Source organism: Actinoplanes sp. NPDC049802, assembly GCF_040656595.1.
Taxonomy (GTDB): domain Bacteria; phylum Actinomycetota; class Actinomycetes; order Mycobacteriales; family Micromonosporaceae; genus Actinoplanes.
The window spans coordinates 19,359-38,840 of sequence record NZ_JBFAMR010000054.1 but is presented as its reverse complement, the minus strand read 5'-3'; the positions used below and the strand labels follow the sequence as shown (position 1 = coordinate 38,840).

Below are 19,482 nucleotides of genomic sequence, written 5' to 3'. Positions count from 1 at the left end.
TCGGACCTGACCCATCGTTAAGGCCACCCGGGTTTCCCGAACCCGGTCGTCGCAGATCGGATCGTGACCATGACCAGCTCCGTCATCGTCAGTGGCGCCCGGACCCCGATGGGGCGCCTGCTGGGCAACCTGAGGCACCTGCCCGCCACCGCCCTGGGCGGCCACGCGATCGCGGCGGCGCTGAGCCGCGCCGGCGTCGGCCCCGAGCGCGTGGAGTACGTGATCATGGGCCAGGTGCTCCAGGCCGGCTGCGGCCAGATCCCGGCCCGGCAGGCCGCCGTGGCGGCCGGCATCCCGATGACCACGCCCGCCCTCACCGTCAACAAGGTGTGCCTGTCCGGCATCGACGCCGTGGCCCTCGCCGACCAGTTGATCCGGGCCGGTGAGTTCGACGTGGTGGTGGCCGGTGGCATGGAGTCCATGACCAACGCGCCGCACCTGCTCACCGACCAGCGCCAGGGCCGCAAGTTCGGTGACGTGCTGGTGCGTGACCACACCGCGTTCGACGGCCTGATGGACCCCTGGGCCGGCATCTCGATGGGCGAGTCCACCGAGGCGAGCGGGGCACACCTGGGCATCACCCGGGAGCAGCAGGACGCGTTCGCCGCCCGCAGCCACCAGCGGGCCGCCGCGGCCCAGCGGGACGGCCGGTTCGCCGAGGAGATCGCCGCGGTCCCGGCCGGCGGCCGGGAGCCCGGCCAGGTGATCGACACCGACGAGGGGGTCCGCCCCGGCACCACCGCCGAGTCGCTGGCCGCCCTCCGCCCGGCCTTCACCCCGGACGGCACGATCACCGCGGCCAGCGCGTCACCGATCTCCGACGGCGCGGCCGCGCTGATCGTGATGAGCAAGGAGAAGGCCGAGGAGCTGGGCCTGGACTGGATCGCCGAGATCGTGTCGCACGGCAACGTGGCCGGGCCGGACAGCTCGCTGCAGTCCCAGCCGTCCAACGCCATCAAGCACGCGCTCGGCAAGGCCGGGCTGGCGGCGGACGACCTCGACCTGGTCGAGATCAACGAGGCGTTCGCCCAGGTGGTCATCCAGTCGGCCCGCGAGCTGAAACTCGACGAGGAGATCGTCAACGTGAACGGTGGCGCCATCGCGCTCGGTCACCCGATCGGCATGTCCGGAGCCCGGCTGGTGCTCACCCTGGCGCTGGAGCTCAAGCGCCGCGGCGGCGGGCTCGGCGCGGCCGCGCTCTGCGGTGGCGGCGGCCAGGGCGACGCGCTGATCATCAAGGTGCCGGCGGCGTGACCCCGAGGCGGACCCGTGATGTGCCCGCTCTCGTCGCCGCGGCCCGGGAGGGCGACGCCCGGTCCGTGGCCAGGCTGATCAGCCTGGTGGAGAACGGGGATCCGGCGCTGCCCGAGGTGGCCGCCGCGATGGCGCCGTTCGCGGGCCGCGCCCAGGTGGTCGGGCTCACCGGCGCCCCCGGTGTGGGCAAGTCCACCACGACCAACGAGTTGGTCCGTGCTCTGCGGCAGGCCGGCGACCGGGTCGGGGTGCTGGCCGTGGACCCGTCCAGCCCGTTCTCCGGCGGGGCGATCCTCGGCGACCGGATCCGCATGCAGGACCACACCGCCGACCCGGGCGTCTACATCCGCTCGATGTCCAGCCGGGGCCTGCTGGGCGGGCTCTCCGCGGCCACCCCGCAGGCGGTCCGGGTGCTGGAGGGCGCCGGCTGCGACGTGGTGCTGGTCGAGACGGTCGGTGTGGGCCAGGCCGAGGTGGAGATCGCCTCCCTGGCCGACACCACACTGGTGCTGCTCGCCCCGGGCATGGGCGACGCCATCCAGGCGGTCAAGGCCGGGGTTCTGGAGATCGCCGACGTCTTCGTGATCAACAAGGCGGACCGCCCCGGCGCCGACGCCACCTACCGCGACATCCAGGGGATGCTGGCGCTCGGCGAACGGGCGGCCGGCGACTGGCGGCCGCAGGTGGTGCGGACCGTCGCGGCCAAGGGCGAGGGCATCGACGACGTGGTGGCCGCGATCGGCAAGCACCGGGACTGGCTGGAGAGCGGCGACCGGCTCCGGGAGCGCCGGGAGCGGCGGGCCGCCGCCGAGATCTCCGCGCTCGCGCTGGGCACGCTCCGCGCCCGGATGGGCGACCTGCGCGAGGGCACGGCGCTGCCGGATCTCGCGGCCCGCGTCGCCGGGGGCGAGCTCGATCCGTACGCCGCGGCCTCTGAGCTCCTGATCGCCCTCGGTCATTGACCGAACCGGGCCAGGGTTCGAGGGTGATCCGCGGGCCTGGATCCTCCGGTACCGGCTTGCGGTGCCATGGCCCGTGGCTCGCCAAGGGATGGTCCGGGCGGGCGGCACACCGGTGTTGTGTGTGGCCTTTCCCCGGCTGACGCCGGCCACCACCTGGACCTCGCCCCGCTCCGGCGCCGTCGGCGAACACGGGCCGGCCACAAGCCGCGCCACGCCGTGCTCCGGCGCCTGTGACGTCCGATATCCAGCGGCCTGGTGGCGACGCGAACAGGCGTGACAGCGTGCGAGACTAGGTAACCATGAGCGACCCACGGACCACTCCGTCGATCTTCACCCGCGGCGCGGTCGATCTCAGCGCGCTGCGTCCCGCGGCACCGGCCAAACCAGCCGCTCCGAGCCGTCCCGCCACCCCCGCCGCCGACCCGGCCGCCGGGGCGCCGGGCCCGGTGCCCGGCGTGACACCGGAGACGATCATCGACGTCACCGAGGCCGATTTCCAGGCCGTTCTGGAGCGATCGCTGACCACTCCGGTGCTTCTGGACTTCTGGGCCGACTGGTGCGACCCGTGCAAGAAGCTGTCGCCGGTGCTGGAACGCCTGGCCGCCGAGTACGGCGGGGCGTGGATCCTCGGCAAGGTCAATGTGGATCTCAACCCGCGCCTGGCCCAGGTCTTCCGGGTGCAGGGCATTCCGCAGGTGACCGCCGTGATCGGCGGGCAGCCGGTGGAAGGCTTCAGCGGAGTCCTGCCCGAGGCCCAGATCCGGCAGTACATCGACGCCGTCCTGAAAGCCGCCGGCGTCGACGTGGCCACCCCCGAGGACCCGCGCCTCGACGCCGCCGACGACGCGCTGATGACCGGCGACCTGGACGCGGCCGAGGCGGCGTACCGGAAGATCCTGGCCGAGTCGCCCGCCGACGCGGCCGCCGAGTCCGGCCTCGCCCAGGTCGAGCTGTACCGGCGGATCAGCGGCGTCGACCCGGCGTCCGCGCTGGCCAAGGCCGCCGCCGACCCCGACGACGTGGCGGCCCAGCGGCTCGCCGCCGACATCGAGGTGCTCAGCGGCCAGGCCCCGGAGGCGTACGCGCGGTTGGTCGCCCTCGTGAAGCGCACCAGCGGTGAGGAACGGGAAGCCGTCCGCAAGCACCTGCTGTCGCTGTTCATCGTGGCCGGGCCGGACGACCCCGCGGTCGCCGGCGCACGGCGTGCGCTGGCCAGCGCGCTCTTCTAGGCTGCGGTTCTCGAACGAAGGAGGGCGTCGTGCGCCGCATCGCCGTTCTGGACGCGCCGTCCAATCTCGGCCTGCGCCCGCCGACCGCGACGTCGGTGCCGGGCTGCGCCAAAGCGCCCGGCGCCCTCCGCGATCAGGGCCTGCTCACCCGTCTCGCCGCCCGCGACGCCGGCTGCCTCACCCCGCCGCGGTACGACGCGGGCGACTGGCGTCCCGGCGACGGTGTCGCCCACGCCGCCGAGATCGCCGCCTACTCGCGGGCGCTCGCCGACCGGATCGGCGCCATCATCGACGGCGGCGAGTTCCCGGTCGTGCTCGGTGGTGACTGCTCCATCCTGATCGGAGCCGGCATCGCCATGCACCGGCTCGGCGACGCGGTCGGCGGCCGCATCGGCCTGGTGTTCGTGGACGGTCACTCCGACTTCCGGCACCCCGGCAACGCGTCGTACGTGGGCGCCGCCGCCGGTGAGGACCTCGCCCTCGTCACCGGCCGGGGCCAGGCCGACCTCGCCGCCATCGAATCCCGCCGCCCCTACTTCCGCGACATCGACGTGGTCGTCCTCGGCATCCGCGCGCAGGACGAGTACCGCCTCGACCTCCAGGCCGCTGGCATAGTGACCCGCCCGGTCCCCGCGCTCCGTGCCGAAGGCGCCGCCCGCAGCGCCCAGTGGGCCAGGGACCAGCTCGTCGACTGCGCCGGCTACTGGGTGCACATGGACGTCGACGTCCTCGACCCGGCCGTCATGCCCGCCGTCGACGCCCCCGACCCGGGCGGCATCGCCTTCCCGGAGCTGGAGCTGCTGCTGGCCGGCCTGGTCGAATCGCCCCACTGCCTGGGCGTCGAGATCACCGTGTTCGACCCGGACTACGACCCGGACGGCCGCTACGCGGCGGAGATAACGTCGGCGGTGGTCAGCGGCCTCTCCCCGGTCCGCGCCACCAGCCCGCGCCCGGATCTGGTCGCGGCTCGCCGTGACCTGGCCGGCCCGGCGGCGGCCAAGGCCGGTCCCGCCGGCGCGTCCGGTTCGGCCGCGTCGACAGTCGCCGGTGCCGGGTCGCCCGGTGCGGGCCAGGCGGACCCCACCGAGGCCGCTCAGGGCGGTGACGCGCACATCGATCCGGTGCGGGAGGCGCCTCGGACGGACGCGGAGACCGTCCTGGCCGTCGCTCTCGGCACGGCGCGTAACGACGGCCGTGACCCGGCCGGGACTGACGACGGCGCCTCCGATGACCGGGATGGAAACGAGTCCGAGCGGGAATCGAGCGAATCCCCGGGCGAGGCCGCCATCAGCGAGGAGACGTCCGCCGATCACGGCGAGCCGGGTGACGGTGCCGCCGACCACGAGCCGGATGACGGTGCCGCCGTTCGTGAGCGGGGTGACGGTGCCGCCGACCACGAGCCGGTGGGCTCGGATTCGGGTGAATCCGATGTGGACGCGGCCGATCGGAGCGCCGTCGAGGTGGATGGGTACGAGCCGGCGGCCGCGGCCGATGAGGATCCCGGATGGCGCGGGAAACGGGACACCAACGAGGTCCGCCTGCTCACCCGGCCGCTGGGTTCGGCGCCGCTGCTCGACTCGGAGCCACTGCCCGCGACCCGCCCCGGCATGCTGCGCCCACGCCCGCCGGCCGATCCGCCGGTGGTGGGCGGCTTCGGCCCGCCTGCGGCCGGGCCGGGCCCGATCGGCGGCTTCCCGCAGGGCGCCGCCTGACCGTGGTAACCCTGCCGGTTGTTCGGCGTGCGATCGTGGGCCCTTCTCAGAGAACGAACGCGACCAGGACCCGCCGCTGAGCAGGCCGCCCTACCGGTGAAGACCGCGTCACAGCGCAGGTGGACGGGGACTCGGAGGATGACGGGCCGGATGGTGCCGTGTCGCCCGGTGGGCGGGGGACCGGCAGCCAGGGCTATGTGTGCTTTGCGAACGCGACACCCGTGGTGGGTGTGATGACACCCGCTGCGGGTGTCATGGTTCCGGGACGCACATGGCCGTGATCCGTGTCCGGTCTTCTCGGATGGGGTCCGCGGTGTCCGCCGGTCGATTCGGGCCGGCCCGGCCGCGGGCGGGGCGAGGTGGAGGGTGACCGGAGTCGTCAGCCCGGCGGGCGCGCCGCGGCCTCGACCCGGCGGTTGATCGCGGGGCGCCACGGGACGGTCCGGGTTCGAAGGTGACGGTTTGTCCCGTACCGGAAAAGGGCTTCGGCGTGAGTGGCCACCCGCATTGCTCGAGGGTGGCCACTCACGCGGGGAGTGGTGGGGGTCAGTTCAGGGCGGTGAGGAAGCGCTTGACGACCGGGACGGCGGCTTCGGTGCCGGCGCCGCCCTTCTGGACCATGACGGCGAAGGCGATGTCGCCCTGGTAGCCGATGAACCAGGAGTGGGTGTCTTCGGAGCCGGTCTGGAATTCGGCGGTTCCGGTCTTGCCGTGGACGGGCTTGCCGGGGACGGTGCGCAGCGCTGTCCCGGTGCCGGAGGTGACGACTTCGCGCATCATCGAGCGCAGGGCGGTGACCGCTTCCTGGTCGAGTGGCGGGGTGGCGGGGGCGGCGCCGGCGGGGGCCGGGTCGAGGACCAGTTTGGGGGCCTGGAACCGGCCCCCGGCGACGGCCGCGGTGGCGGCGGCCATGGCGAGCGGGCTCACCACCGTGCTGCCCTGACCGAAAACGGCCGCTGCCAGTTCGGTTGCGGTGCCACCGTCGGAGACCTGGCCGGTGTGGGCGTCGGCGCCGATGTCCCATTTCGCGCCGAGGCCGAGGGCTCCGGCGGCCTCCTGGAGCCCGGCCGAGCCGAGTTTCGGGGCCAGGGTGGCGAAGGCGGTGTTGCAGGACTTGGCGAAGTCGACGTGGAACGGCACCTTGCCGAGGGCGGCGTCGTGCGAGTTCTTGAACTCACGGCCGTCCACAGTGATCGTTTTCGGGCAGTCGACGACGGTGTTCGCGGTGATCGCGTCGCGCGCCAGCAGCCCGTACGCGGAAACCATCTTGAAGGTCGAGCCGGGCGGCACCTGGCCGGTGAACGCGGTGTTGACTCCGCCCGGGTCGGGCCCGTTGGCGGCGGCCAGCACGGCGCCGTCACTGACCCGGACGGCCACCAGCGAGCTGGGCTGTTTCTCGGCGGCGACGGCCTGGTCGGCGGCGTTCTGCACCCGGGTGTCCACAGTGATCTTCACGGGTTTGCCGGGGACCGGCTCGGAGGTGAAGAGTTCGGTGTCCTCGGTCTGTCCGTCGGCGGCTTCGCGGGCGATGACCACGGAGAGGCCGGAGACGCCGCGCAGGGTGCTGTCGTATCTCTGCTGGAGTCCGCCGTGGCCGGCGTCGTCGCCGACCGCGAGCGCCCCGTTGGAGTCGGCGATGTCCTCCTCGGTGGCCTTGTCGACGGTGCCGAGCAGGGAGCGTGCGAATTCGCGGGTGGGCGCCAGGGACCGGGTCTCCTCGCGGAAGACGGTGCCGGGCAGCGGCCGTACGTCCGACCGGATCTTGTCGTAGACGGCCCGGCGCAGGGTGACCAGCTCGATGAAGGCGCCCGGGTCGGCCTGGTCGACCCTGGTCTTCAGGTTTTTCAGCTCGACGTCGACGTCCACTTCGCGGAACGCGGCGGCCAGGCCCTTCCGGAGTTCGGTGAGATTCGTGATCTTCTCCGGGCTGACCCCGATGACGACGACCTTCTGCGGGCCGAAGAGCGCTTTGCCGTCGGCGTCGACGATGGCGGCGCGTTCCGCGGCGACCCGCCGGAGCCGGAGTTTGTCGCCGGCGGCGAGCTCCGGCTGCACCATGGACGGCTCCCAGACGACCTGCCAGCCGTCGCTGTTCGCCTTGGTGAGCCGGACGGTGCTGGGGTAGGTCCATTCGACGCCGCCGGGCAGGCCCCACTTGACGGTGACGGGTGCGGTCGCGTTGTCGCCCTGGGTCTTGACGTCACCCGCCCCGGAGACCGTGATCTTCTGGTCGAGCAGGTCGCCGTAGAGGTCGCGCATCTGGGTCAGCACGTCCGGCGCGGGGATCTCGGCGCCGGCCGCGGTGACGAATCCGACCTTGGCGAGGTCGCCGCCGGACCAGCCGTTCAGGAACGCGGTGACGGTGTCGCCGGGGCCTTCCGCTGAGCAGCCGGTCAACCCGCCCGCGGTCAGCAGTAGCAGTGCGGCCAGGCCCGCCGGGGTGCGGCGCATGTGGTCCTCCCGTGAACAACCGTGACAATCTTGATTGGCTAGGTCGCACGGTAATGGGTACATGCCCGTCTCGGGTGGCCCGCACCGGGTGATACCGCGCAAACGCCGCCGGCACACCCGGGGTGTGAGGCGGGTCAGGAGGGTAGTTCTAGGCTGTGCTCGACACGTTCGAGCCCACAGTGCCGTGGGTGAGGGGAGCGCCGGACCATGGCTGTCGCCGATGAGGCCACGACCGATTCTGATCAGACCGTCCTCTTGCAGAGCGAGCGACTCACCGAAGAGGGAGTGCTCGACGACGAGGTGCCCAATGCCGAACGGCTGGTGGCCCAGGCGGTCGAGTTGGCGGGCGAGGACCATACGACCGCATCGCTGGTGAGCCGCTTCTGGCGGTTCGCACCGGACGAGGAACTGGTCGGATACACACCCCAGGAGATGTTCGCGGCCGCGGTGGAACACCGCGAGCTGGCCCGCGACAGGCTGCCCGGTGAGCTGAAACTGGCGATCACCGAGCCGTCCGGGTCACAGTCGCACAGCGTCCTGCGGATCGTCACCGACGACATGCCGTTCCTCGTCGACTCGACGATCGCCCTGCTCAACGCCCACAACCTACAGGTGTATCTGACGGTGCACCCGCTGATCGTGGTCCGCCGTGAGCCGCTCGGGGCGCTGGCCCACCTCGAGGCCGAGGTGGAGCCGGACGACGCCATCGAGGGCGATCTGGTGGAGAGCTGGATCCGGATCGAGATCGACCCGGTCCGCCGCCCGGAAGCGCGCGAGCAACTGCTCAACGAGGTGCGGCGGGTGCTCACCGATGTGCGGGACGCGGTGGAGGACTGGCCGCGGATGCGCCAGCGGGCGATGGTCATCTCCGACGAGCTGGCCACCGCGCGCGGTGCCGCGGGCTCGCTGCCGGTGCCGGACAAGGACGTCACCGACTCGATCGAGCTGCTCAAGTGGCTGGCCGACGATCACTTCACCTTCCTGGGCTACCGGGAGTACCGGCTGGACGACGGGGTCCTGTCCGCGGTTCCGGGCACCGGGCTGGGCATCCTGCGCGGGGCGAGCAAGCCGCGCCGGCTGGCCGAGGAGATGGCCCCGGAGATCTACGAGCGTGCCATGGAGAAGCGGCTCCTGGTGATCACCAAGGCCAACTCGCGGGCCACCGTGCACCGCTCCGCGTACCTCGACTACGTCGGTGTGAAGCTGTTCGACGACGCGGGCGACGTGGTGGGCGAGCGGCGTTTCCTGGGACTGTTCTCCAGTTCGGCGTACCGGACCAGCGTCCGTGAGCTGCCGGTGGTCAAGCGCAAGGTGCAGGAGGTGATGGACCGCTCCGGCCTGTCGCCGCGCGGCCACTCCGGCAAGGACCTGCTGCAGATCCTGGAGACCTACCCCCGCGACGAGCTCTTCCAGATCAAGACCGACGACCTGTACGAGGCGGTCATCGGCGTGCTGCGGATGGCCGGCCGCCGGCAGCTGCGCCTCTTCCTGCGCCGCGACGGGTACGGCCGGTTCATCTCCTGCCTCATCTACCTGCCCCGGGACCGGTTCACCACCGGCAACCGGCTGCGCATGCAGGAGATCCTGCTGCGTGAGCTGAACGGTGTCGGGGTGGACTACACCACCCGGGTGACCGAGCGGATGCTGGCGCGGGTGCACTTCATCGTGCGTACCGACCCGGCCGCCCCGCCCGGTCATCCGGATCCGAACGAGCTGGCCGAGCTGCTGGCCGACGCGACCCGCATGTGGGACGACGACTTCTCCCTGGTGCTGGAGCGCAAACTCGGCGACGAGCAGGCGCGGCGGCTGTTCCAGCGGTATTCGCCGGCCTATCCGGAGAGCTACAAGAACACGCACACGCCGTACGAGGGAATGCAGGATCTGGCCAAACTGGAGCTGCTGGAGGAGCCCGGCCAGCTGGCCATGCACCTGTTCCGCCGGCGGCGGCTGGGCGCGGACGGCACCCCGGAGCCGGACGAGCGCGACATCCGGTTCAAGGTCTACCGGTACGGCGAGCCGATGATGCTCTCCGCCGTCCTGCCGGTGCTGCACTCGCTGGGCGTCCGGGTGACCGACGAGCGGCCGTACGAGATCCGCCGCCCCGACGGGGTCATCTACCTGTACGACTTCGGCCTGCTGCCCCCCGCCGCCCACCGTGAGCTGGCCGAGGTCCGCCCGCAGGTGGAGAACGCCTTCGCGGCCGCCTGGCGCGGTGAGACCGAGGTGGACGGTTTCAACGAGCTGGTGCTGCGGGCCGGTCTGACCTGGCGGCAGGTGGTCGTGCTGCGGGCCTACGCCAAGTATCTGCGCCAGGCCGGGCACGTCTTCACCCAGCAGTACGTGGAGTCGACCTTCATCGCGTACCCGGAGATCGCGGGTCTGCTGGTGCGGCTCTTCGAGACCCGGTTCTCCCCGGCGCTGCCGATCGGGGAGGCCGAGCGGAACCGCCGGGCGGGCGTGCTGCGGGACCGGCTCACCGAGCTGCTCGACCGGGTGGAGAGCCTGGACCAGGACCGGATCCTGCGCTCCTACCTGACGCTCATCGAGGCGACCCTGCGGACCAGCTTCTTCCAGCGGGGGGCGGAGGGCCGGCCCAAGTCCTACGTGGCCTTCAAGCTTGATCCACAGGCGATTCCGGATCTGCCGCAGCCCCGGCCGAAGTTCGAGATCTTCGTCTACTCGCCCCGGTTCGAGGGGGTGCACCTGCGGTTCGGCGCCGTGGCCCGGGGCGGTCTGCGCTGGTCGGACCGGCGGGAGGACTTCCGGACCGAGGTGCTCGGCCTGGTCAAGGCGCAGATGGTGAAGAATTCGGTGATCGTGCCGGTGGGTGCCAAGGGCGGCTTCGTGCTCAAGCGGAAGCCGGGCGACCGGGACGAGGCGGTGGAGTGCTACAAGCGCTTCATCACGGCCCTGCTCGACGTCACCGACAACATCCTGAGCGGCAAGATCGTGCCGCCGGAGGACGTGGTCCGGCACGACGGCGACGACCCGTACCTGGTGGTGGCCGCGGACAAGGGCACCGCCACGTTCAGCGACATCGCCAACGAGATCTCGGTCGCCAAGGACTTCTGGATGGGCGACGCGTTCGCCAGCGGCGGCTCGGCCGGCTACGACCACAAGAAGATGGGCATCACCGCCCGCGGCGCGTGGGAGTCGGTCAAGAAGCACTTCCGTGATCTGGGCCTGGACACCCAGTCCGAGGACTTCACGGTGGTCGGCGTCGGTGACATGTCCGGTGACGTCTTCGGCAACGGCATGCTGCTGTCGCAGCACATCCGGTTGGTGGCGGCCTTCGACCACCGCCACATCTTCCTGGACCCCGACCCCGACCCCCGGAACTCGTACGCCGAACGCAAGCGCCTGTTCGACCTTCCCCGGTCGTCCTGGGCCGACTACGACGCGTCGCTGATCAGCGAGGGCGGCGGGGTGTACCCGCGGTCGGCCAAGTCGATCCCGCTCAGCCCGCAGATCCGGGCCGTGCTGGACCTCGGCGCCGCGCCCGCGATCAGTCCCACGGACCTGATGCGGGCCATTCTCAAGGCACCGGTCGATCTGCTCTTCAACGGCGGCATCGGCACCTATGTGAAGGGCGCCGCCGAGTCGCACGCCGATGTCGGCGACAAGGGCAACGACGCGATCCGGATCAACGGCTCGGAGCTGCGGGTCAGGGTGGTGGGCGAGGGCGGCAACCTGGGTCTCACCCAGCGTGGGCGGATCGAGTTCGCCCGCTCGGGTGGCCGGGTGTTCACCGACTTCATCGACAACTCGGCCGGTGTGGACTGCTCGGACCACGAGGTCAACATCAAGATCCTGCTGGGTGGGGCGGTCGTCGACGGTGAGATGTCGATCCCGGAGCGGGACGAGATGCTGGCGGCGATGACCGACGAGGTCGGCGAGATGGTGCTGCGGGACAACTACGAGCAGGCCATGGCGCTGGGCAACGCCCGGGCGCAGGCGCACTCGCTGCTTCCGGTGCACCGGCGGATGCTCAAGTCGCTGGAGGAGCGCGGCGAGCTGAACCGGGAGCTGGAGGCGCTGCCGTCGGACCGGGAGCTGGCCGCCCGGTACGAGAACGCCGAAGGGCTCACCGCTCCGGAGTTCGCGGTGCTCCTCGCGTACGTCAAGATCAGTTTGGAGCGTGAGGTCCTCGCGGACGAGCTGGTCGACGAGGCCTGGACCGCCGACGTGCTGTCGAGGTATTTCCCGACGCCGCTGCGTGAGCGGTTCGCCGGCCGGATGGGCGGCCACCGGCTGCGCCGGGAGATCATCTCCACGGCGCTGGTGAACGAGGTCGTCAACCGGGGCGGCACCTCCTTCGTCTACCGGGCGATGGAGGAGAGCGGCGCGTCCGCGGCCGACGTGATCCGGGCCTACGTGGTGATCCGCGACGTCTACGGCCTGGAGGAGATCTGGGCGGCCGGCGAGGCCCTGGACAACCGGGTGCCGACGGCCGCGCAGACGCTGGTCTTCCTGGAGACCCGGCGGCTGCTCGACCGGGCGGTCCGCTGGCTGGTCAGCACCCGGCGTTCGCCGGTCGACGTGACCGGGGAGATCGCCAAGCTGCGGCCCGGCGTCTCGGCGCTGCTGCCGCGGCTGCCCAAGGTGATCGTCGGCGCCGAGCGGCGGGCCCTGTCCGACCGGATCGCCGAGCTGGTCTCGAAGGGTGTTCCGGAGGATCTGGCGGCCGCGGTGAGCCGGGTGTTCTACGGTTTCGGTCTGCTGGACATCCTGGAGACGGCCGCCGCCATCAACCGGGACGCCGGGGAGGTGGCCGACGTCTACTTCGTGCTCTCCGAGCGGTTCGGGGTGGACGCGCTGCTGTCACGCATCTCCCGGCTGCCGCGTGGCGACCGCTGGCAGACCCTGGCCCGGATGGCGCTGCGTTACGACCTGTACGCGGCCCTGGCCGCCCTCACCGCCGAAGTGCTCCATTCGACCCCGTCGTCGGCGCCGCCGGAGGACCGGGTCTCCGAGTGGGAGCAGGTGAACGCCGCGTCGATCGCCCGGGCGTCCAACGCGATGGGTGACGTCGACGACTCGCCGGCCGACCTGGCGGCGCTGTCGGTGCTGCTGCGCCAGATCCGCACCCTGGTGAAGACCTCGTCGGCGGCCTGAGCGGCCGGAAAGGTGATGAGCCGGGCCGGGCGTGCTGCTCCCGAAGTCACGCCCGGCCCGGCTCATCGTCTGCGCCGCGGAACCCGGACCGGTCCCGAGCCGGTTCCGCGACGTCCCCAGACCCACCTGGCAATCACGCTAGGTGATGTCTGCCGGTGAGGGGAAGCGGTCCGTGCGCGGATTGCCCGTTCGGTTGGCCCGATTAGTGCCACGGATTCGCCCATTTACGGCATGAGCGAAAATATCGGTCGGTGCTGATTACTCAGCGTGATGCAGGTGTAGTGCCTCGGCCGCCGCGCGGCCGTTGGCGAGGCTCGCCCCGTGGGTCACCACGAAGACCCGGACGCCCTCCGGTCGCCACGACGACGGCCAGCCCATCTCGACCACGCCGACCGGGCGCTCGGCGGCCAGCTTCCCGATCAGGGTCCGCGCCGCCGGCGAGCTGTGCAGCCGGCGGCCGACCAGCACGACCGGCCGGTCCCCGGCGGCCGCGGCCAGCGCCTCGGGTGTGGTCTCGGCGGCCACCACCTCGATCTGTTCGGTTCCGCTCAGATGCGGCGCCAGGCCCCACGGCACCCGGCCCTCGGCGATCGAGTGCCCGGACGTGAACTGCACCACCAGCGGGGACCGCAACTCGGCAGGGTCGCCCTCGACGATCATTCCGCGCCGGGCCGCGGCGACGCCCAGGTCGCTGCCCGCCGTGCCGGCCGGGCGCGGCGTCGCGCTCCAGGCAGCCAGTGCGGCGGTACGGGCGACCGCGTCCTCCAGTCGCGCCGGCTCCAGCCGCCCGTCCCCGGCGGCCGCGGCGATCTCCGCGGCGATCGCCTCGATCAGCGCCCGGTCCACCACCGCTCCGACGCAGAGCAGGTCGGCGCCGGCCGCCAGCGCCGCCACGGCCGCCCGTGGGATGCCGCCCGCCGAGGCCGCCGCGCCGCGCATCTCCAGCGCGTCGGTGACGATCGCGCCGCGGAAGCCCAGCTCGTCGCGGAGCAGTCCGGTCAGCGCGGCCCGGCTGAACGTGGCCGGACCGTTCCCGGTCAGCTCCGGCACCCGGATGTGCGCGCTCATCACGGCCCGCGCGCCGGCCTCCACGGCGGCCGCGAACGGTGGCAGGTCCCGCTCCCGCAGCACGGCCAGCGGCACGTCGACGGTGGGCAGCTCCAGGTGCGAGTCGGAGATCGTGGCGCCGTGCCCGGGGAAGTGCTTGGCGCACGCCGCGACCCCGTTGGCCTGCAGCCCGGCCACGGCCGCCGCGGTGTGCCGGGCGACCAGCGCCGGGTCGGCCCCGAAGGAGCGGGTGCCGATGATCGGGTTCTCGGCGACGGTGTTCACGTCGACGGTCGGCGCCAGGTCGAGGTTGATCCCCACGCTCGCCAGGTCGGCGCCGATCGCGGTGTAGACCGCCCTGGTCAGCTCCGGGTCACCGGCCGCGCCGAGCGCCGCGTTGCCGGGGTACGGGCTCCCGGTCCGGTGCCCCAGCCGGGTGACGTCGCCGCCCTCCTCGTCGATGGCGAGCAGCGCGTCCGGCCGGGCCGAGCGCAGCTGAGCGGTGAGCCGTGCGAGCTGGTCCGCGTCGCCGACGTTCGCGCCGAACAGGGTGTGCCCGGCCAGTCCCTCGGCGAGCAGCTCGCCCGCCCAGCCGGGGGCGGTGTGGCCGGGGAACGCGGCGAGCAGGGTGTGCAGGGCTAGGCGGCGGAGGCCGGGGTCGATGGCCATGGTGTCCTTCCGGTGACGCAGCTCTGGCCGTTTCACGCCGGGAGCTGCCATGATCGCTCGCAGTCGATGAGCCACCTTCCGGTGGGGCGGCGTTGCCTACCGTTACGCTGCGGCTGCGTGTCGTGCGTCGACACTGTAACAGGAAAGAATCTTTATTATTAGGGGACGAACGTTATGGCCGCCACCCGCCTCCCGGGCACGCCCCGGTTGCTGCGCGCCCTCAACGACCGCGCGGCGCTGGACCTGCTGCTCACGCGAGGCCCGCTGACCCGGGCGCAACTCGGCGAGATGACCGGGCTCAGCAAGGTCACCGCCTCCCAGCTGGTCGAGCGGCTCGAGGAGCGCGGTCTGGTCCGGCGGGTGGGCGAGCAGGCCGGCGGCCGCGGGCCCAACGCCCAGCTCTACGCGGTGACCCCCAGCAGCGCCCACGTCATCGGCGTCGAGGTCGGCCCGGACTGCGTGGTCGCCGCCTGCGCCGACATCACCGGCACGGTGATCAGCCGGGTCGAACAGAGCACCAAGGACACCGACGACCCGGTCGGCGTGGTGCACAACGCGGTGGTCCAGGCCGCCGGTGAGGCGGGCGCCGAGATGTCCTCGGTGCGCCGGGTCGTGCTCGGCACCCCGGGCCTCGTCGACCCGCAGTCCGGGGAGATCTCCTTCGCCCACGACCTGCCCCGCTGGCACCGCGGCCTGCTCGCCGACCTGCGCCGCGACCTGAACGTCCCGGTCTTCTTCGGCAACGACGTCAACCTGGCCGCGGTCGCCGAGTCCGGCACCGGCGCGGCCACCGGCGTCGCCGACTTCGCGCTCGTCTGGATCGGCCGGGGCGTCGGCCTCGCCACCGTCCTCGGCGGCCGTCTGCACCAGGGCGCGACCGGCGCCGCCGGCGAGATCGGCTACCTGCCGGTGGCCGGCGCCGAGGTGCCGCACAACGCGTCCCGCCGCGGGGTGAAAGGCGCGTTCCAGGCGATGGCCGGCGCCGACGCGGTCAAGGAGATCGGCAAGCAGTACGGCTTCCGCGGCGCCGAGGCGGCCGACGTGGTCCGCGCCGCCGTCGCCGCCGGCCCGGCCGGCGAGCCGGTGCTCGACGAGCTGGCCCGCCGCCTGGCGCTCGGCGTGGCGGCCACCTGCGTGGTGCTCGACCCGCCGCTCGTGGTGCTGGCCGGCGAGGTGAGCCGGGCCGGCGGCGCGGCCCTGGCCGACCGGGTGGAGCGCGAGGTCGCGGCGATCACCCTGGTGTCGCCGAAGGTGGTCGTCACCGCAGTGGCGTCCGAGCCGGTTCTGCACGGTGCGCTGCGGATGGCCCTGGACGCCGTCCGCGACGAGGTGTTCGGCTCGACCACCAACTGACCGTCTTCCCGCGTGTGGGTTTCGGGTGCGTGTGGCACCCGAAGTCCACACGCTCGTGAGTGACCGGCACGCCGTCCGGCTTCCGCGCCCGAACATGGTTGGATGGACGCGTGCTGGAGGCTGCCGTATCCATTCCGCCCGACGAGGACACCGTCATCGCCTTCGACCGCGTCAACGTGGTGCGTGGCGGAAACTTCCTGATCCGCGACCTGTCCTGGCAGGTCGAGCTGGACGAGCGGTGGGTGGTGCTGGGCCCGAACGGTGCGGGCAAGACCACCCTGCTCAACCTGGCGTCCGCCCGGATGCACCCGACCCGCGGCACGGCCTATGTGCTCGGTGAGAAGCTCGGGCGTACCGACGTGACCGAGTTGCGGACCCGGGTGGGCATCACCACCGGCCGGTTCGCCGATCAGGTGCCGCCGTCCGAGCGTGTGCTCGACGTGGTGGTCACCGCCGCGTGGTCGGTGGTCGGCCGCTGGCGGGAGAGCTACGACCCGCAGGACGAGGCCCGTGCCCGGGAGCTGCTCGAGCAGCTCGGCATCGCGGCGTTCGCCGAGCGTGAGTTCGGCACCCTGTCCGAGGGCGAGCGCAAGCGCACCCAGATCGCCCGTGCGCTGATGACCGACCCCGAGTTGATGCTGCTCGACGAGCCGACCGCCGGGCTCGACCTGGGCGGCCGGGAGACGCTGATCGGCCACCTCACCGAGCTCGCCCTGGACCCGGACGCCCCGGCCATGGTGCTGGTCACCCACCACGTCGAGGAGATCCCGCCGGGCTTCACCCACGGCCTGCTGCTGCGCGAGGGCACCGTGGTCGCGGCCGGCCTGCTCGGCGAGGTGATGACCGCGGAGAACCTGACGAAGACGTTCGGCCTGCCGCTGATCGTCGACCGGTTCGGCGACCGCTACACGGCGCGGGCGGGCTAGATGACGACCCGGGTCGTCGTCGCCGGAAGCGCGAACATGGACCTGGTCGGGCTGGCGCCGAGCCTGCCCCGGCCGGGCGAGACCGTGCTCGGCGACGACTTCGTGATGACCGCCGGCGGCAAAGGCTCCAACCAGGCCATCGCCGCCGCGCTGGCGGGCGCCGAGACGACGTTCCTGGGCGCCATCGGATCGGACGCGTTCGGCGTCACCCTCCAGGCCCGCCTCGGCGCCGCCGGAGTGGACGTGAGCCTGCTGCGGACCAGTTACGGCTCCTCCGGCGTCGCCGTGATCATGGTGGACCGGGCCGGCGAGAACTCGATCCTGGTCAGCCCCGGAGCGAACCGCACCTTCGCCGACCTCACCGAGGACGAGACGGCCGCCATCGCCGCCGCCGACGTGCTGCTCTGCCAGCAGGAGATCCCGATGCCCACGGTGCAGGCCGCGCTGCGGGCCGGCCGTGCCAACGGCACCCGGACCATCCTGAACGCGGCGCCCGCCCGGGCGCTGCCGTCCGGCCTGCTCGACGAGGTGGACCTGCTGGTGGTCAACGAGACCGAGGCACGGGCCATCACCGGCGGCGGCGACCCGGACATGTCGGCCCTGCTCGCGCTGGTCCCGCGGGTGGTGCTCACCCTCAGTGGCAACGGCTCACGGTACGCCGATCGAGACGGCGCCGACGTGCATGTGCCCGCGTACCGGGTGGAGGTCGCCGACACCACCGCGGCCGGCGACGCCTTCACCGGGGCTCTGGCCGTCGCCTGGGGTGAGGGCCGCGACCTGATCGACGCGATCCGCTGGGCGAACGCCGCCGGGGCCGCTTGCGTGCGCCGGGTCGGGGCCAGCAACGCCCTGCCGGTCCGGGCCGACATCGAGGAGCTGTTCAGGACGCGCGAATCGTCGTGACGAACCGGGACACCTCGGCCCGCAGCACCTCGGCGAGATGAGAGCCCGTCGTCAGCCCAGGCCGGTGGCAGCAACCTGCCGGGTGCGGGCCGCCGCGGCGAACTGGATCGCGGTATCTCGCATCACATGATTGGAACGCGTGATCTGTGTCGCGGCGTCCCGGTACGCCCCGTGCAGACCCCTGCGTGAGGAACCGGCGATGAAGACGGCCTTCCGCCGTGGCCGCGGACGAGGCGCCCGAGCTGCCCCGTCACCGCGTCCCCGGAAAGGCAGGAGACGCGCAGGAAGACATCATTGGCGTACGTGAGGACGCCGCGCGGATCGGTCTTCGAGACGATGATCTCGTTCGTGCCGAAGGTGCCCTCGATGCCGCTGGGCCGTACCTCGGTAGCTCGCATGGTTTCCTGATCGTCGCCAATCAGAAGCGTCGTACGCTGAGGAATCAGCGAATCAGCGGCGCACCGCCGGCTCGAGAGCACGCTGGAGGGCCCGGTAGATCTGGCCGAAACGCTGCGCGTTGTCCGTCCTCAGCAGCAGCACGTCGCCCTCCCGCACCCGGCCCCAGATCTCCAGGCTGCGGCTGCCCCGGTCATACGACCGGTCGACGCGCTCCAGCAGCAGGTCGGCGACCGGCACCACGGCCAGGCCCAGCAGGACGCCGCCGACCACCCAGGTCAGCGTGGTGGTGACCGAGGCGTCCATGGTCACGGCCACCAGCACGGCGAACGCGCCCACGAACAGCGGCAGCATGATGGTCAGGCCCAGCGCTCCCCGCCAGGCGATGACACCCCAGGAGCGGGCGCCCTTCGTGTACCACACCTGGATCAGCTCGGGCAGCCGGAACTCGCGGCCGTTCATCCGCACACTGGATGACGTGATGAGCACTTCCGGATCCCGGTAGTACATGGTCATCTCTGTCCTCCCCAGGGGACCCAATGTAGTCGTTACCCGTCGTACGCTGACGGCCAAACGGCTGAGTGAAAGTGAGGGCGCCCCGGTGGGTCAGTTCGTACGGCTGGAAGTCGTGGACGGCATCGGCACCATCCGCCTGGAGCGGCCACCGGTGAACGCGATCAACACCCAGGTCCAGGAGGAACTGCGTACCGCGGCGCTGGCGGCGGCCGGTGACGACACGGTCCGCGCGGTGGTCGTGCACGGGTCCGGCAGGCATTTCGCGGCGGGCGCCGACATCACCGAGTTCACCAGGACGACGTACCAGGAGATGGTGTTCCGGGCCGGCGCCCTGTCCAGCGCCCTCGACGCGGTCGCGCGGATCACCAAGCCGGTCGTCGCCGCCGTCACCGGGTACGCGCTGGGCGGCGGCTGCGAGCTCGCCCTCGCCTGCGACTGGCGGGTCATCGCCGAGGACGCCAAGCTCGGCCAGCCGGAGATCAAGCTCGGCCTCATCCCGGGCGCCGGCGGCACCCAGCGGCTGTCCCGCCTGATCGGCCCGGCCCGCGCCAAGGATCTGATCTTCTCCGGCCGGATGGTGGACAGCGAGGAGGCCCTGCGGATCGGCCTGGCCGACCGGGTGGTCCCGGCCGATCAGGTGTACGCCACCGCGGTCGAACTCGTCCGGCAGTACACGACCGGCCCGGCCCTGGCCCTGCGCGCCGCCAAGCAGGCCATCGACAGCGGTCTCGGTATGGACCTGGCGGCCGGGCTGGAGCTGGAGGCGCACCTGTTCGCCGGCCTCTTCGCAACCGACGACCGGCTCGAAGGGACCACCGCGTTCGTCGAGAAACGTGACCCGAGGTTCACCGGCAGGTAGACAAGGCACGTCCGCCGCCATCTCGGCGGGTGACGGGCGGCGGGTGACGCGTAGATCACCACCGTCGCGAATCTGCCTGACTGAGGGACC

General features: G+C 72.1%; 11 protein-coding genes and 1 pseudogene. 9 read left to right on the top strand and 3 right to left on the bottom strand.

All coding sequences use genetic code 11. The features are described from left to right. The first annotated feature begins 69 nt into the window (after window positions 1-69). From AB0I88_RS29570 to AB0I88_RS29555, 4 genes and pseudogenes are all read left to right on the top strand, one after another. On the top strand, window positions 70-1,254 hold the full coding sequence (locus tag AB0I88_RS29570; RefSeq protein WP_361031731.1) for an acetyl-CoA C-acetyltransferase: 1,185 nt from the start codon (window positions 70-72) through the stop codon (window positions 1,252-1,254). Then, a complete protein-coding gene (gene meaB / locus AB0I88_RS29565; protein ID WP_361031728.1) occupies window positions 1,251-2,216 on the top strand; it encodes a methylmalonyl Co-A mutase-associated GTPase MeaB in 966 nt (321 codons plus the stop codon). The genes AB0I88_RS29570 and meaB overlap by 4 nt, the downstream gene beginning before the upstream one ends. Window positions 2,217-2,515: 299 nt before the next feature. Beyond that, a complete protein-coding gene (locus tag AB0I88_RS29560; RefSeq protein WP_361031725.1) occupies window positions 2,516-3,445 on the top strand; it encodes a tetratricopeptide repeat protein in 930 nt (309 codons plus the stop codon). Window positions 3,446-3,474: 29 nt separating this feature from the next. Then, a pseudogene (locus tag AB0I88_RS29555) lies at window positions 3,475-4,377 on the top strand (arginase family protein); the annotation flags it as partial. Between the two features lie 1,326 nt (window positions 4,378-5,703). On the opposite strand, the gene AB0I88_RS29550 reads toward AB0I88_RS29555, so the two are convergent. Beyond that, window positions 5,704-7,608: a penicillin-binding transpeptidase domain-containing protein gene (locus AB0I88_RS29550; RefSeq protein ID WP_361031722.1), complete on the bottom strand. Its 1,905-nt coding sequence runs from the start codon at window positions 7,606-7,608 to the stop codon at window positions 5,704-5,706. 207 nt (window positions 7,609-7,815) lie between these two features. On the opposite strand from AB0I88_RS29550, the gene AB0I88_RS29545 reads away from it, so the two are divergent. Further along, window positions 7,816-12,723, top strand: coding sequence for an NAD-glutamate dehydrogenase (locus AB0I88_RS29545; RefSeq protein ID WP_361031719.1), 4,908 nt, complete (start codon window positions 7,816-7,818; stop codon window positions 12,721-12,723). 258 nt (window positions 12,724-12,981) lie between these two features. Here AB0I88_RS29545 and AB0I88_RS29540 read toward each other — a convergent pair whose 3' ends face one another. Further along, a complete protein-coding gene (locus AB0I88_RS29540; protein WP_361031716.1) occupies window positions 12,982-14,439 on the bottom strand; it encodes a glycoside hydrolase family 3 N-terminal domain-containing protein in 1,458 nt (485 codons plus the stop codon). A gap of 174 nt (window positions 14,440-14,613) precedes the next feature. Here AB0I88_RS29540 and AB0I88_RS29535 point away from each other — a divergent pair, with 174 nt between their 5' ends. From AB0I88_RS29535 to AB0I88_RS29525, 3 genes are all read left to right on the top strand, one after another. Next, entirely contained in the window at window positions 14,614-15,792 is a 1,179-nt protein-coding gene (locus AB0I88_RS29535) for an ROK family transcriptional regulator (protein ID WP_361031713.1), read from the top strand. A gap of 110 nt (window positions 15,793-15,902) precedes the next feature. After that, a complete protein-coding gene (locus AB0I88_RS29530) occupies window positions 15,903-16,718 on the top strand; it encodes an ABC transporter ATP-binding protein (RefSeq protein ID WP_361031710.1) in 816 nt (271 codons plus the stop codon). Beyond that, window positions 16,719-17,621, top strand: a complete 903-nt coding sequence (locus AB0I88_RS29525; protein WP_361031707.1) for a ribokinase — start codon at window positions 16,719-16,721, stop codon at window positions 17,619-17,621. Between the two features lie 450 nt (window positions 17,622-18,071). Here the strand turns inward: AB0I88_RS29525 and AB0I88_RS29520 are convergent, their stop codons facing one another. Beyond that, window positions 18,072-18,533 (bottom strand): DUF6232 family protein, encoded by a 462-nt coding sequence (locus tag AB0I88_RS29520; protein WP_361031704.1) that lies wholly within the window; start codon window positions 18,531-18,533, stop codon window positions 18,072-18,074. Between the two features lie 85 nt (window positions 18,534-18,618). Here AB0I88_RS29520 and AB0I88_RS29515 point away from each other — a divergent pair, with 85 nt between their 5' ends. Further along, on the top strand, window positions 18,619-19,392 hold the full coding sequence (locus AB0I88_RS29515) for an enoyl-CoA hydratase-related protein (protein ID WP_361031701.1): 774 nt from the start codon (window positions 18,619-18,621) through the stop codon (window positions 19,390-19,392). The last annotated feature ends 90 nt before the right edge of the window (window positions 19,393-19,482 follow it).